We start from the raw sequence: 13781 nt of genomic DNA, 5'->3' as shown, positions 1-13781 counted from the left end.
GCAAGACATGGCAGACCTTCTGTGGCAGAAGCCCGGCGTGGCGGTAGACGCCAAGATCCAGACCTTCCTGGCCGGCGATGATGTGATCCTGGACCGCGAGTTCTTCCTCTACGACGTGGCGGCCAGCAAGGCGCACGCGCAGGGCCTGGAGAACATCGGCATCCTCGGCAATGACGAGCGCATCGGCCTGCAGCGCGAGCTGGACGTGCTGGCCGAGGATTTCCGCAGTGGCGCGTTCGTGCTGGATGAGCGCTTCGAGGATTGCCACTCGGCGATCGAAGCGCGCCTGACCGAGCGCCTCGGCGATGCCGGCCGCAAGATCCACACCGGCCGCAGCCGCAACGACCAGATCCTGGTCGCCACCCGGCTGTGGCTGAAGGACAAGCTGCTGCGCGTGGCCGAACTGAGCCGCGAGATCGCCAAGGTCTCGCTGGATCGCGCCGAGGCCGAGAAAGACCTGCCCGTGCCCGGCTACACCCACATCCAGCGCGCCGTGGTGTCCTCGGCGGGCATGTGGTGGGCCGGCTGGGCCGAGGCCTTCATCGACAACGCGATCCGCGCGCACGACACGTTCAACCTGGTCGATGCCAATCCGCTCGGCACGGCCGCCGGCTACGGCGTGAATCTGCCGCTGGACCGCGCGCATACCACTGAAGCGCTTGGCTTTGCGCGCATGCAGATCTCGCCGATCTACGCGCAGCTTTCTCGCGGCAAGTTCGAACTGGCGGCGCTGGAAGCACTCGGCGGCGCCACCCTGGACCTGCGCCGCATCGCATGGGACCTGTCGCTGTTCACCAGCGGCGAGTTCGGCTTCGTGGCGTTGCCGGCGCAGTACACCACCGGCAGCTCGATCATGCCGAACAAGCGCAACCCGGACGTGATCGAACTGATGCGCGCCACCCATGCCAGCGTGGCCGCGGCCCGCACCGAGATCGAGCAGCTGCTGTCGCTGCCCTCGGGCTACCACCGCGATCTGCAGAGCAGCAAGGGCGCGATCTTCCACGGCTTCGGCCGCGGCCTGGCCGCGCTGGAACTGCTGCCGGCGCTGCTGGCCAACCTGGAATGGCGCGACGACAAACTGTGCGCGGCGATCGACTCGGGCATGTACGCCACCGATGTCGCGGTGGAGGCAGCCGTGGCCGGTGTGCCGTTCCGCGAGGCCTACAAGGCTGCCGCCGCGGCGGCGGACACGGCAGGGCAGGGGCGAACCCCCGAAGGCAGCCTGGCCGCGCGCGTATCGCCCGGCGCGGCGGCCGACCTGCGGCTGGATGAACTGCGCGCCCGCTGGGCGGCACTGGTGTGATCACGACGGCGGCCGCAAGGTCGCCGTTTTTGTAACGTCTTGCCGGGTGCTGCCCGGGAAAGGATCTCTATGAAAACCTGTTACCTGGTGATGGTCACCCGTACGCCGGACTTCCGCGATGAGGTCGGTGCCGAACACGCGCGTTTTCTCGATGAGGTGCGTGCCCGCGGGCAGCTGCTGCTGACCGGTGGCTTCACCGACAAGAGCGGCGGCGCTTACGTGCTGCAGGACATCGCTGACCTGACCGCTGCGCAGGCGCTGGTCGACAGCGATCCGCTGCTGGTGCACGGCAGCGCCACCGCCCGTATCCACGAATGGAGCACGCGCTGAGCGCGCCGACCACATGAACCAGCCCGTGCCTTCGCCGTTTACCGAACAAGCCGTCCCGCAGTGGAAACGCGCCGTACTCAAAGTGGGCAGCAGCCTGCTGGCCGCTGACGGCGGCGGCCTCTCGCCACGCCACGCGCTGGGCCTGGCCCAGTTCGTCTCGGCCAACGTGTTGGCTGGGCGCGAGGTGGTGATCGTATCCTCCGGCGCGGTTGCGGCCGGAAGGGCGATCGTGCCGCGCGCGCTGGAAGCCGGCGCGGCGATGGCGGCGCGGCAGGCGCTCGCCGCGCTGGGCCAGGCACAGCTGATCGGGCTCTGGCAGCGCTTTTTCGAGCGCCCGGTGGCGCAGGTGCTGCTGACCCATGATGACCTGCGCAACCGCCGCCGTTACCTCAACGCCCGCGCCACGCTCAACGAGCTGTTGCGGTTGGGCGCGCTGCCGGTGGTCAACGAGAACGACACCGTCTCGGTGGATGAGCTCAAGCTCGGCGACAACGACAACCTCGCTGCGACCGTAGCCGCGTTGATCGACGCCGATGTGCTGTTCATCGCCACCGATATCGACGGCCTGTACAGCGCCGACCCGCGTCGCGATCCGCAGGCACGGCCGATCCATGACGTGCCCGAGTTGACCGTGGAGGTCCTGGCGATGGCCGGCGGCGCCGGCAGTGGCGCCGGTACCGGTGGCATGCATACCAAGCTGGAAGCCGCGGCCAAGGCCGGGCGGGTGGGCATCGAGACCTGCCTGTTCAACGGGCGCAGTGCCGAGGTGGTGCGTGCGCTCAGCCAGGGGCGGTTGTTCGGCACCCGCATCCATGCCGCGCAGACCCGGGTGGCCGCGCGCAAGTACTGGCTGCGGCACGCGCCGCTGGAGCCGGGCGCGATCCTGGTCGATGCCGGCGCAGCCGATGCCCTGCGTGGCAAGGGTGCCTCGCTGTTGCCTGGCGGGGTGCTGGGCGCCGAGGGCGACTTCCGCCGCGGCGACATGGTCGAGATCCGGCAACGCAGCGAGTCCGGCGAGGTCTGCCTGGCCCGCGGCGTCAGCCAGTATTCGGCCAGCGACATCCGCCGCGTCGCCGGGCGCCACTCGCGCGACATCGAGAGCGTGCTGGGCTACAACTACGGTGGCAACGTCATCCACCGCGACGATCTGGTGTTGCTGTAAAGCGTAAGAACATCCACGGTAGAGCCACGCCATGCGTGGCTGCGCAACCTGGGTCCGTTCGACATCCCTCGGCCACGCATGGCGTGGCCCTACCGTTTTTTCCGAGGATATTGAGATGGTCGCCAGCTCCACCACCGACATCCGCAGCCAGGCGCTGGCCTGCCGGGACGCTGCCCGGCAGCTGGCGCAGTTGCCTGCGTCGGCCAAGGCCGATCTGCTCGACGCGATGGCCGCCGCGCTGGAAGCCGATACCGATGCGATTCTCGCGGCCAACGCCCGCGATCTTGCGGCGGCGACGGAAAAGGGCATCGGCACCGCGATGCTGGACCGCCTGGCACTGAACCCGCAGCGTCTGGCCGGTATCGCCGCCGCGCTGCGCGAGGTCGCTGCGTTGCCCGATCCGGTCGGGCAGGTGACCCGCGATGACGTGCGTCCCAATGGCATCCGGGTGCAGAAAGTGCGCGTGCCGCTGGGCGTCATCGCGATGATCTACGAAGCGCGCCCGAACGTGACCGCCGACGCTGCCGCGCTGTGCATCAAGGCCGGCAACGGCGTGATCCTGCGCGGTGGCTCGGAGGCGATCTACTCCAACACTGCCATTGCCGCCTCGCTCAAGCGCGCGCTGCGCGAGGCGGGCGTCGCCGATGCCGCATTGACCCTGGTGGAGGATCTGCGCCGCGAGACCATGCTTGCCCTGCTGCAGCTCAACGATGTGATCGATCTGGCGATTCCGCGTGGTGGGGAAGGGTTGATCCGCTTCGTGGCCGAGCATGCCCGTGTGCCGGTGATCAAGCACTACAAGGGTGTCTGCCATCTGTACGTGGACCGCGCCGCCGACCCCGCGCTTGCGCTGCGCCTGCTGGTGGATGGCAAATGCAGCCGACCCTCGGCCTGCAACTCGCTGGAGACGCTTCTGGTCCATGCCGACCTCGCGCCGAGCTTCCTGCCGTTGGCCGCGCATGCACTGGCCGAGCGCGGCGTGCGGGTGCGCGCCGACGCGGTGGCGCGGCAGTGGCTGCCCGATGCCGAGCCGGCCAGCGAGGAGGATTACGCCGCCGAGTATCTGGATCTGATCATCGCCGTGCGCGTGGTCGATGACCTCGAACAGGCACTGATGCATATCCAGCAGTACAGCTCGGACCATACCGAAGTGATTGCCACGGAAGACGCCGCGGCAGCCGAGCACTTCGTGCATGCGCTGCGCTCGGCGGTGGTGATGGTCAACGCCTCTTCGCGCTTCTCCGACGGGGGCGAGCTGGGCCTGGGTGCGGAGATCGGCATCTCCACCACCCGCCTGCACGCCTATGGCCCGATGGGGCTGGAGGCGCTCACCGTCGAACGCTTCGTCGTCCGCGGCGAAGGCCAGACGCGCGCGTGACCCGGTAGAGCCGGCCGCTGGCCGGCTCCTTCGCATCCTGGCAATCCGTGGCGCCGGCCAGCGGCCGGCACTACCGGTCTGCCAACACCCGCGCGATTACCGGTATGCGACCGCCAATGCCCCCGCGGTGACCCGTACCGGCCGCGCGTGCTCGTCCATGTGCAGCGTCACCGACTTGCCATCGGCCAGCGACGCGGCCACGGCCACGCTCGCGCCGAGGTCGTGCGCCATCTCCTCGCGGGTCACATCGTCATGCGGCAGCCGGCGCTCCTTGCCGGTGAACCGCATGCGGTTGTACTCGGCCCAGGCGATCAGCAGCGCCGCGCAGCACACCAGCATCACCGGCAGCGCGATCACCACGAACGGATCGACCGTCTGCTTCTGTTCGTACAGCTGCGCCCACGCCATCCGCCCGCCGAGCAGCCACGAGATCAGCGTTACCAGCGGTGCCCACAGGTAGAAGTAGAACGCCCAGAAGGCGATGGTCACAAAACCCCAGGCGGTGCGCTGCAGGCGCGGTTGCTGGCGCGGTTTCTGGATCAGCCGCGAATCGAAGCGGCGGGTGGATTTGACGGTGTTCATCGGATACCCCGGTCAGGACTGACCCAGACCGCGCGCTTGCCACGACGTTTGAACAACGTCTTGGGGAACGCCACCAGGGTCGTGAACAGACTGATGAGCCAGTACGCCATCGGGTACCAGATCACCCAGAAGTAGTTACGTCCAATATGCGTTTCGTAACGGCGGTCGATGATCAGGCTGCTGGCGAACTGCATCAGGCAGACCAGGGCCAGGATCACGCCATGCCACTGCGGCAGCAGCGTGGCGATGTACAGCTCCGGCGGCAGCACCATGAACTTGCCCACCGCCCACAACACGATGATCGCCAGCATCGTGTAGGCCCACAGCACGCTGAGGATGTACTCCAGCAGCACGCCCCACATGCGGCGCTTGCGCCAGTGGAACAGCGAGCCGCCATGGCGCAGCAGCACTTCCACGCCGCCCTGGGCCCAGCGCAGGCGCTGCCGCCACAGCCCTTTCAGCGTTTCCGGCATCAGGATGAAACACAGCGCATTGGGCTCGTAACGGATGTCCCAATGGTCCAGCTGCAGGCGCCAGCTGATGTCGATGTCCTCGGTCACCATGTCATCGGACCAGTAACCGATCCGGTGAAGGGCCGTGCGACGGAACGCGGCGATCACCCCGGAGATGGTGAAGATGCGCCCGTACACCCGCTGCGCCCGCTTGATCATGCCGATGATCGAGGAGAACTCGGCCACCTGCAGCCGGCCAAGCAGGGTGGAGCGGTTGCGGATGCGCGGGTTGCCGGTGACCGCGCCCACGCGCGGGCCCGAGGTCAGGTGCCACACCATCCAGTGCGTGGCGTACTCCTCCAGCATCGCATCGCCATCGATGCATACCAGGAACTCCGAACGTGCCGCCAGCGCGCCCATGCGCAGCGCATTGGCCTTGCCCAGGTTGCGGTCCAGGTGCACCACCCGCAGCCGCGGGTGCAGGGCGGCCAGGGCATCCAGCCGCGCGCCGGTATCGTCGCTGCTGCCATCGTTGATGGCGATGACTTCGAAATCCGGGTAATTCTGCTTGAGCGCCGAGCCCAGCGTGTCGTCCAGATTCTCCGCTTCGTTGTGGCAGGGGATCAGGATCGAGGCGAACGGATAGACATCCATCGGCGGCGGGTCATCACGGTCACGGGCCTTTCGCTCGCGCCGGAAGAAGTAATACAGGCCGCCGGACATCCAGAAGAACGCCATCACCATCGGGTAGAAGAAGGCGAACTGGAACAGCGCGTAGAGAAGAGGATGCATGGCGACCTCACTTTTCCTCGTACGGGAAGCTGCGGGCCGACATGGCCGCGCGGGCGTCATACGTGGAGGGACGTCCGGCGATGAAATCATCCGGATACCAGGCGAAATGACGCACGCCCTGCGCCTGTAGACGACGGATCTGCGCGCGCAGGCGGTCGCCGGGGATCGGCTTGCTGGTGCGCCAGTCCAGCGTCTGCAGCTCGAACATCGTCTGCGACAACTGCGGATCGTGCTGCTTCACCGCCACCACCAGCCGGTCCAGCCAGCGTTCCGGGCTGCGGCTGCCTTCCATCCACGGCATCGCCATCAGGGCGGTGTGGTCGTAGGCCTTGTTGAACAGGTCCAGGCGCTGGGCGAACCAGCTGGCGCTCTGCGGTTCCAGAACGGGCTGGGCATACAGGTTGCGCACGGTCCCCAGTTTCGGCCGCCAGCGTTGCGCGGCGTTGCGCAGCTCCAGGGTGAAGTCGATCAGCGCCTGTGTACGTGCGCCATCCTCGCCTTCGGGCGGCAACTGGGTCAGCTCGGTGTCGCGCAGGTAGGCGTCATCGTGGAAGAGCAGGCCCTCGAAGTACGAGTTGATCGCCAGGTCTTCGTAGATGTCATCGATGATCCTGCGGACCTGCGGCCGGGTGAAGTCCAGCCGGAAGATGCCGTCGCTTTCCGGGCTCTCGATGGCCAGGGCTTTGCGGATGGCCGGGTCCTTGAGCTCGTAACCCAGCACCGGCAGCCACGCGAACACCTTCACCCCGGCGCGGGTCTTGAGCTGCCACGCCACGCGGTTGAACAGGTCCGCACGCACCGGCAGATGCCGGTTGGGGAAGTACAGCGCATCAGCCGAGCCATTGCCGTCCGGATCGGCGAAGGCCTGCAGGAACACGTGGGTCGGGCCGATCTTCTTGACCCGGTCGATCAGCGCATCCAGGTTCTTGCCCTGTTGCACCGGGTCGGCATCGTAGACGGCATCCAGGTCGATCTGCAGCGCACGCATGCCATCGCGTTCCACATCCCGGCGCAGTTCGTAGGCCAACTGCACCACGGTCGGGTTGTTGGTCACCAGCAGGCGCGCCAGGCCATGCAGATCGGCTTTGACCGGCGTACTGCGCCCTTCCAGGTCGAACGACACCGGCATGCCCAACTGCTCGGCGATATCGTTGCTCAACGCGTTGTAGGCGGCGTACGGCCATACGATCGCCTTCGGGGTGACCCCGACATTGCGCTCGATGCGCTCCACGCTGCGGCCCAGGTCGGCGCGCAGGCGGGCTTCGTACTCGGCCGCGGTTTCATAGGCTTTGCGGGTCGGGTCGTAGATGCGCGTGATCACCGCCGGCGTGGAGTTGCCCTGCGGGTTGGACTGCACGCCATGGTGCAGATTGTCGGTGTGGCTGGCCAGTTCGATCAGCCCGCTCTTCTGCATCTCGCGCAGCTGCGCCCAGGTCAGGAAATCATCGCGGGTGAACGGGCGGTAGCCGTAATCGATCTGGCGCCCGGCCGGCATGTCCACGTAATCGGTGATCACGGCGACCAGCGCCGGATAGTTGTAGGCGCGCAGCAACGGGAAGACCTTGCTGTACACGCTGCGCAGCCCGTCATCGAAGGTCAGCAGCACCGGCTTGGGCGGCAGCGGGGTGCCACCCTGCGAGGCAGTGATCAACTGCGACAGCGACACCGGGTGGTAGCCATGCGCGGACAACCAGTCCAGGTGCGCAGCAAAGTTCTGCGTGCTGACGGCATACGCATCCGGGTCGCCGCGCTCGGCCACCTCGTCACGGATGTCGTGGTAGCTGAGCACCAGCAGGCCGTTGTCGGCGGCATCGAGTGCGGCCGGCGGCTGCTGTGCCTGTGCCGGCAGCACCACGGTGAGCAGGGCCAGCAACAGCCAGTGGGTCCAACGCTTCAAGTCCATGTGCCGCATGTCATTCTCCCCACCGCAGGCCGGCATCCAGGCCGATATGTCGTTCACGCTGTCCGTCATAGACCGGTCGCGACCAGCGGATGCCGTACTCGAAAATGCGGCCTTCGCCGAGCTGCCACTCGTGGCGGTACTCGGCCGAAGGCACGATCGCGCTGCCATAGCCCTGCTGCCAGTACTGCCCCACCGAGACCGTCAGGCGATGGCGGAAGTGGCGTTCGTAGTGACGCCACAGTTGTTGGTCCACGCGCAGCCCGATCTCCACCGAGTGGTCCTCGGATGGGTTGAAGTAGGGCACGTCGTCGCGGCTGCCGCGGCTGGCGTACAGGCTGCCCAGGCCATCCACGAACACGGTCGGCCGGGTCATCAGGCGTTGTTCGATGGCGGTGCTGACGGTATCGCGGCGGTTGCCGTCGTCGTAACGGAACTGGCTGGCGCCCAGGCTCCAGTGGGTACGTTCATCGCGACGATAGTCCGCCGCCAGGGCGATGCTGTCGGCGGTGATGCCCGAGACACGTGCCTGCATCGAGGCATCCGGATCGTTGCGTGCGGCCGTGATGCCGGCATGCCATTGATCGCTGAACTGCCAGCCGAACCCGGCGCTGAGGCCGGTATCGCCGATGTGGTCATTGGCGCGGTTGACGAAGGCTTCGGCATCGGCGCGCCCGTAGCGATAGCGCGTGCCCACGCCGACCCGCAGCGGGTCGATGGTCTGGTCCTGGAAATCCACGCTGCGCCGGTCGGCGAAGGCGACCAGTCGCCAGCGGTCGTCCAGGACCGGCGACTGCACTTCCACGCCGTAACGGCCGTCGTCGTTGCCCAGCGGTGAGGCTCCGCCACCGCCGGAGCTGCGGCCGCCTTCGGCGTAGGCATGCCATTGCCAGCCGCGATGCGCACGCCAGCTGCGGTCCATGCGCTGCACGGAAGGCTGGTTGGGGTAGGCGGCAAGCAGGGTGTCGTGGAGGGGGCGCGCCAGGTCATCGCGCTGGATCTGCACGTAGGCGTCGTACTGGCCCAGCCGCGCCGGGACGTCACGCGGGTCCAGCGTGTTGGCCATGCTGTAGCGCTCCAGCGCCCGGCGTGGCCAGCCGCGCATCAGGTAGATGTTGCCCAGCGAGGACTGCGTGCCGGTGTTGCCCGGCCCGATCTCGACCATCTTCTCCAGGTCATGTTGGGCGGTGGGCAGATCGCCGCTGTAAGCGCGCACCATGGCCAGGTTGAGATCGGCCTCGTAGCGCGGCCAGTTCGCATACGGCGCTTTGGCACCGTTTGCCCAGCGCCAGGCAGGCTCATCGGCCTGCCACTTCTTCAGCAGGGCGATGGCGGTATCAGCCTGCTCGTCTTCCAGATAGGCGTAGGCCAGTTCCGACCGCGCCTGCGGCAGCGACGGATCGGCCTTGAGCGCCGCTTCCAGTACCGGGATCGCCTCGGCGGGATGCTGGGTGGCCATCAGCGAATCGCCAACGGCGGCCAGCAGGTAATTGGGAACGGGGTGCCCCTCGGCGAGCAGGCTGCGGTACTCATCGCGTACCTGTGCATGGCGGCCCAGCCGGTTGAGCAGGATCAGGCGGTCGTAGCGGATTCTCAGCGGGGCCTGCTGCACGGTGGTGCCGTCGCGCTCGAGGTACTGCTGCATCTGCACCAGGGCCGCATCGGCTTCATCCAGGCGGGTGTCCTCGCTGGGGCCGTAGGCCAGGCTCCAGCCCACGAGTTTGGCCAGGTAATTGCCTTCCAGCCGTTCTTTCTGGGCGGCATCGAACAGGTCCGGTCGCGCCAGGTACAGCTGCCAGGCGCGGTGCGCGTTGCCGATGTCCGCCAAGGTCAGCACCTGCAGGCGATACAGCAATGCGTCGTCGGGCGACTGCACCAGTGCCCGCTCGATCGCCGCCAGTGCATCCAGCCATTGGGCATGGTCCCGGAACTGGCCGATCTCGGCCAATGCGTTGTCCCGCGCAGTGGCTGCAGCCGCCGGAGCGGAAAAAGCGAGTGTCGCGCATGCCAGGCCGACGCAGAGCGCCAGCGGCCGATGGTCGTACATGGAACCCCCCTTGGAGCATCCTTTCAAAGGTGTGTTGCGTCAAAAGTGTGACGCACATCACATGCCAATCGTGCCTGACTGCGCAGTTGTTGCCAAATCGTTAAGACGCGGGTACGACCCATCAGCCCCCGGGTGGAACCCGGAGGGGAGGGGCAAGTCATTGAATCGCTGCAGATTCAGGCCATGTCGCAACCAAGGACGGCGCACTCCATCGCGATGAAGCTGTTCAGCCGGCTGGCGACGCCAGAGACTCCGAACGCTGCCCGGTGCAGCCCACCGGGTCAGTTAGCGACACGCTACGTCAGCAGTTGCGCACAACGCGTGTAGATGGACGCGCCGGGGCGCCTACCACTGGTCTTCGAGCTTCTGCGGTTTGCAGGCGACCCACGAGGCGCACAACAGCACCACCGCGCACAGGACCAGGAAGCCGAACGGCAGGTGCCAGCCGCCGCTGACCGCGTGCAGCCAGCCGAACAGGAACGGGCCCAGGCAGCTGAAGGCATAGCCCACGCCCTGCATGAAGCCGGACAACGCGGCAGAGCCGGCGGGCGTGCGGGTACGCAGGTTGATCAGGGTCAGCGCCAGCGGGAAGGTGGACGGCCCGATGCCGAGCAGCACCGCCCACAGCCACGGGGCCTTCATCGGCGCGAACAACAGGCCGGCGAAGGCGATCAGGAACGCGCTGAAGCCGATCAGCACCAGCCCGAACGGGTTGCGCAGGCGCACGGCCAGGGCCGGCATGGTCAGCGACGGCAGCAGGCCGCAGGCCGCGAAGATGGCCACCATGATGCCGCCGAAGGCCGGCGTCGCACCGGCTTCGACCACGATCCGCGGCAGCCAGGTGAACATCGAGTACGTCATCAGCGAGGTCATGCCGAACATCAGCGTCATGCCCCAGGCCAGCGGGGTTTTCCAGACCTTGCCGTGCGGCGCGCTGGACGGATCGTTGGCCGCGCTGATCGTGTCCGGGTGCGGCCGTGCACGCGAGAGCATCAGCCACGGCAGCGCCGCGGCCAGCGACATCAGCGCCCAGATGCCCAGCGACACACGCCAGCCCGCCTGCTGCGCGACCGGGACCGCCAGCAGGGCCGGCATCATCGTGCCGATCTGCAACACGGTGATGTAGAGCGTGCTCATGGTGCCCACGCGGTTGGCGAAGTAGCGCTTCACCAGCGGCGGTACCACCACGTTGCCGATGCCCATGCCGGCCAGCGCCACCACCGAGCCGAACAGCAGGCTGCCCACGCCGCCGGCCATCGACCGCAGCAGCAGCCCTACGGTGGCCAGGCTCATGGCCAGCAGGGCGGTCCGTTCCAGGCCCAGGCGACGCGCCACTGCCGGGGTGGTCACGCCGAACAGGGCGAACGCTGCGGTCGGCAGCATGCCAAGCACGCCGGTCATGGTGGTGCCGAAGCCGAAGGTCTGGCCGAGCACATCCAGCAGCGGGGTCAGTGAGGTGACCGCGGTGCGCAGGTTCAACGCGGCCAGCAGGATCGCGGCGAATGCAAGAAGGCGCCCGTGCAGCAGGGACTGGGACGGTGGGGTGGGGTGAGTCATCAGCATGTTTCCTGACAGGTGGCGCACCGCGGCCATGCCGGCGCGCGGGTGCAACGGCAGAGACCGGCCAGTGGCCGGCAGCTGCGGGGTAGGGGACTGGGCCGCTGCCGTAAGCAGGGCCAGGACTGGGCATTGTACGGGTTCGATCCCGACAGGTCGCGCAGGGTGGGGCGAGGTGATGCCGTGCCGACGCGACAGGCCCGGCCGCGGGCACGATGCCGCGCCGCGCGCAGTGCGGGGCGCTACGTGTGAAAACGCCTTCACAACAAGGGCCACGCGGTCCCCTTCCATGTGCGCTGCGTCAAAAAAATGACTATTTAGGAAAATCCCTACAAGCGAGCGGGTAGTTCTCTTACGGGGTGGGTGGGGTTTTTGACGGTTCTCATGTCGCGAATAGCTCTTAAATTGGCGGGCCTCCATAGGGGCGGTCTATAGCGAACGATGGTTCGTGCCAGCCCACGTTCGAGATCCTGCATGCCAAACACCGTACTACCCACCCCGGCTCGCGCCGGTTCCCATGGCGCTTCCCGGCGCACCCTCCTTCTGGCCCCGCTGGCGGCCGCGCTGGCCCTGGTCTATCTGCCGGCCAGTGCCCAGCAGCTGCCCGCCCCCGATCAGGAGCTGCTTCGCCAGCAGGAGCGCGAACGCGCCCTGCGCGAGCAGCTTGAAACCCGGCCCGATGCACGTCTTCAGGACGCACCGGTGGCCGCACCGGAGCGGCTGCCCCAGGACGAAGCACCCTGCTTCGTGATCAACCGGATCACCCTGGAAGGCGAGCAGGCCGACCGTTTCCAGTGGGCGTTGCCCGCAGCCAACGTCAAAGGCGATCCGGCGCTCGGCCGCTGCCTGGGCACCGCCGGCATCAACGTGGTGATGTCGCGGGTACAGAACGCGATCGTCGAGCGCGGCTACGTCACCACGCGCGTGTTGGCCCAGCCGCAGGACCTCACCACCGGCACGCTGGCACTGACCGCGGTGCCCGGCACGCTCCGCCAGATCCGTTTCGCAGAGGGCACCCATCGCGACGCCACCCTGTGGAACGCGATCCCGGCACGCAGTGGCGACCTGCTCAACCTGCGCGATATCGAACAGGGGCTGGAGAATTTCAAGCGCGTGCCGACCGCCGAGGCCGACATCCAGATCAGCCCGGCCGAAGGCGCCGACGCCGCACCTGGCCAGAGCGACCTGGTGGTGCAGTGGTCGCAGCAACGGCTGGTCCGCTTCAACCTCAGCCTGGACGATTCCGGCAGCAAGGCCACCGGCAAGACCCAGGCCGGTGCGACGATGTCGCTGGACCACGCGCTGCGCCAGAACGACCTGTTCTACGTCAACCTGAACCATGACGTGTTCAGCGGCGGCAAGCGCGGCACCAAGGGCTTCACCTTCCACTACTCCGTGCCGGTCGGCTACTGGCTGTTCGGCGCCACGCGCAGCGGCTACGAGTACGAGCAGACCGTGGCCGGCAACCAGCAGTCGTATCTCTACAGCGGCGAGAGCTACAACGCCGAAGTGCGGGCTACGCGCCTGCTGTTCCGCAACGCGAGCAGCAAGACCAGCATGTACCTGCGTGCCTGGGAGCGCGACTCGCGCAACTTCATCGACGACACCGAAATCCTGGTCCAGCGCCGGCGCATGGGCGGCTGGGAGCTCGGCCTGAACCACCGTCACTTCATCGGCCAGGCCACGCTCGATGGCACTGTCGGCTTCCGCCGTGGCACCGGGGCCTTCGGCTCGATCGCAGCGCCCGAGGAGCTGTTCGGTGAAGCCACCTCGCACCCGAAGATCTACTTCGCCGACGCACAGCTCAGCCTCCCGTTCCAGCTCGGCCAGCAGCGCCTGCGCTACACCGGCAGCTGGCGAGCGCAATGGAACCGTGGCGGGCTGGTGCCGCAGGACCGCTTCGCGATCGGCGGCCGCTACACCGTGCGCGGCTTCGATGGCGAGATGTCGCTGATGGGCGAGCGCGGCTGGTTGATCCGCAACGACATCGGCCTGGCCCTGGGCGGCGGGCAGGAATTCTACGTCGGCGCCGATTACGGCCATGTCGGCGGCAGCGCCACGCAATGGCAGGTAGGCAATGACCTGGCGGGCAGCGTGATCGGCCTGCGTGGGTCGTATCGCGGCCTGTACTGGGACGGCTTCGTCGGCGCCCCGCTGAAGAAGCCCTCTGGTTTCCAGAACGCCTACACCGTCACCGGATTCACCCTGAGCTGGTCGTTCTGATTTCAGTGCGGGCGCGTTCGCGCCGCACCGACCGCACGCATACAAAGGAATTGTC

10 protein-coding genes are annotated in these 13781 nt (G+C 67.4%); 5 read left to right on the top strand and 5 right to left on the bottom strand.

Annotated elements, in window-relative coordinates:
- Window positions 1-7: 7 nt before the first annotated feature.
- The 4 genes from argH to C0R07_RS01125 all read left to right on the top strand — a co-directional run bounded on the left by argH (window position 8) and on the right by C0R07_RS01125 (window position 4173).
- Window positions 8-1303, top strand: a complete 1296-nt coding sequence (gene argH, locus C0R07_RS01140) for an argininosuccinate lyase (RefSeq protein ID WP_070470152.1) — start codon at window positions 8-10, stop codon at window positions 1301-1303.
- A 69-nt stretch (window positions 1304-1372) separates the two neighbouring features.
- A complete protein-coding gene (locus tag C0R07_RS01135) occupies window positions 1373-1633 on the top strand; it encodes a YciI family protein (protein WP_019182840.1) in 261 nt (86 codons plus the stop codon).
- A gap of 13 nt (window positions 1634-1646) precedes the next feature.
- Window positions 1647-2795: a glutamate 5-kinase gene (gene proB, locus C0R07_RS01130; RefSeq protein WP_102788033.1), complete on the top strand. Its 1149-nt coding sequence runs from the start codon at window positions 1647-1649 to the stop codon at window positions 2793-2795.
- 115 nt (window positions 2796-2910) lie between these two features.
- Window positions 2911-4173 (top strand): glutamate-5-semialdehyde dehydrogenase, encoded by a 1263-nt coding sequence (locus C0R07_RS01125; RefSeq protein WP_102788032.1) that lies wholly within the window; start codon window positions 2911-2913, stop codon window positions 4171-4173.
- A gap of 96 nt (window positions 4174-4269) precedes the next feature.
- Here C0R07_RS01125 and pgaD read toward each other — a convergent pair whose 3' ends face one another.
- The 5 genes from pgaD to C0R07_RS01100 all read right to left on the bottom strand — a co-directional run bounded on the left by pgaD (window position 4270) and on the right by C0R07_RS01100 (window position 11509).
- Window positions 4270-4755: a poly-beta-1,6-N-acetyl-D-glucosamine biosynthesis protein PgaD gene (pgaD, locus tag C0R07_RS01120; protein ID WP_019182843.1), complete on the bottom strand. Its 486-nt coding sequence runs from the start codon at window positions 4753-4755 to the stop codon at window positions 4270-4272.
- A complete protein-coding gene (gene pgaC / locus C0R07_RS01115; RefSeq protein WP_046273191.1) occupies window positions 4752-5999 on the bottom strand; it encodes a poly-beta-1,6-N-acetyl-D-glucosamine synthase in 1248 nt (415 codons plus the stop codon). The genes pgaD and pgaC overlap by 4 nt, the downstream gene beginning before the upstream one ends.
- A 7-nt stretch (window positions 6000-6006) precedes the next feature.
- Window positions 6007-7902 carry a poly-beta-1,6-N-acetyl-D-glucosamine N-deacetylase PgaB gene (pgaB, locus tag C0R07_RS01110; RefSeq protein ID WP_070470145.1) on the bottom strand — a complete coding sequence of 632 codons (1896 nt, stop codon included), beginning with the start codon at window positions 7900-7902 and terminating at the stop codon, window positions 6007-6009.
- A gap of 10 nt (window positions 7903-7912) precedes the next feature.
- Window positions 7913-9946 (bottom strand): poly-beta-1,6 N-acetyl-D-glucosamine export porin PgaA, encoded by a 2034-nt coding sequence (pgaA, locus tag C0R07_RS01105; RefSeq protein ID WP_102788031.1) that lies wholly within the window; start codon window positions 9944-9946, stop codon window positions 7913-7915.
- Between the two features lie 345 nt (window positions 9947-10291).
- The gene (locus C0R07_RS01100; RefSeq protein ID WP_390330486.1) at window positions 10292-11509 is read right to left on the bottom strand and encodes a CynX/NimT family MFS transporter; all 1218 of its coding nucleotides are present in this window, start codon (window positions 11507-11509) and stop codon (window positions 10292-10294) included.
- 468 nt (window positions 11510-11977) lie between these two features.
- On the opposite strand from C0R07_RS01100, the gene C0R07_RS01095 reads away from it, so the two are divergent.
- Entirely contained in the window at window positions 11978-13726 is a 1749-nt protein-coding gene (locus tag C0R07_RS01095; RefSeq protein ID WP_254427752.1) for a ShlB/FhaC/HecB family hemolysin secretion/activation protein, read from the top strand.
- Window positions 13727-13781: the final 55 nt, after the last annotated feature.

The sequence above is a fragment of the Stenotrophomonas bentonitica genome, from assembly GCF_002887735.1.
In the GTDB taxonomy this organism is placed as follows: Bacteria; Pseudomonadota; Gammaproteobacteria; order Xanthomonadales; family Xanthomonadaceae; genus Stenotrophomonas; species Stenotrophomonas bentonitica_A.
This window is presented reverse-complemented; position numbering and strand designations above follow the sequence as displayed.

What these genes read in the sequence shown, in the direction of transcription:
- argH (WP_070470152.1), top strand. Translation starts at nt 8, where the DNA reads ATGGCAGACCTTCTGTGGCAGAAGCCCGGCGTGGCGGTAGACGCCAAG.
- C0R07_RS01135 (WP_019182840.1), top strand. Translation starts at nt 1,373, where the DNA reads ATGAAAACCTGTTACCTGGTGATGGTCACCCGTACGCCGGACTTCCGC.
- proB (WP_102788033.1), top strand. Translation starts at nt 1,647, where the DNA reads ATGAACCAGCCCGTGCCTTCGCCGTTTACCGAACAAGCCGTCCCGCAG.
- C0R07_RS01125 (WP_102788032.1), top strand. Translation starts at nt 2,911, where the DNA reads ATGGTCGCCAGCTCCACCACCGACATCCGCAGCCAGGCGCTGGCCTGC.
- pgaD (WP_019182843.1), bottom strand. Translation starts at nt 4,755, where the DNA reads ATGAACACCGTCAAATCCACCCGCCGCTTCGATTCGCGGCTGATCCAG.
- pgaC (WP_046273191.1), bottom strand. Translation starts at nt 5,999, where the DNA reads ATGCATCCTCTTCTCTACGCGCTGTTCCAGTTCGCCTTCTTCTACCCG.
- pgaB (WP_070470145.1), bottom strand. Translation starts at nt 7,902, where the DNA reads ATGGACTTGAAGCGTTGGACCCACTGGCTGTTGCTGGCCCTGCTCACC.
- pgaA (WP_102788031.1), bottom strand. Translation starts at nt 9,946, where the DNA reads ATGTACGACCATCGGCCGCTGGCGCTCTGCGTCGGCCTGGCATGCGCG.
- C0R07_RS01100 (WP_390330486.1), bottom strand. Translation starts at nt 11,509, where the DNA reads ATGCTGATGACTCACCCCACCCCACCGTCCCAGTCCCTGCTGCACGGG.
- C0R07_RS01095 (WP_254427752.1), top strand. Translation starts at nt 11,978, where the DNA reads ATGCCAAACACCGTACTACCCACCCCGGCTCGCGCCGGTTCCCATGGC.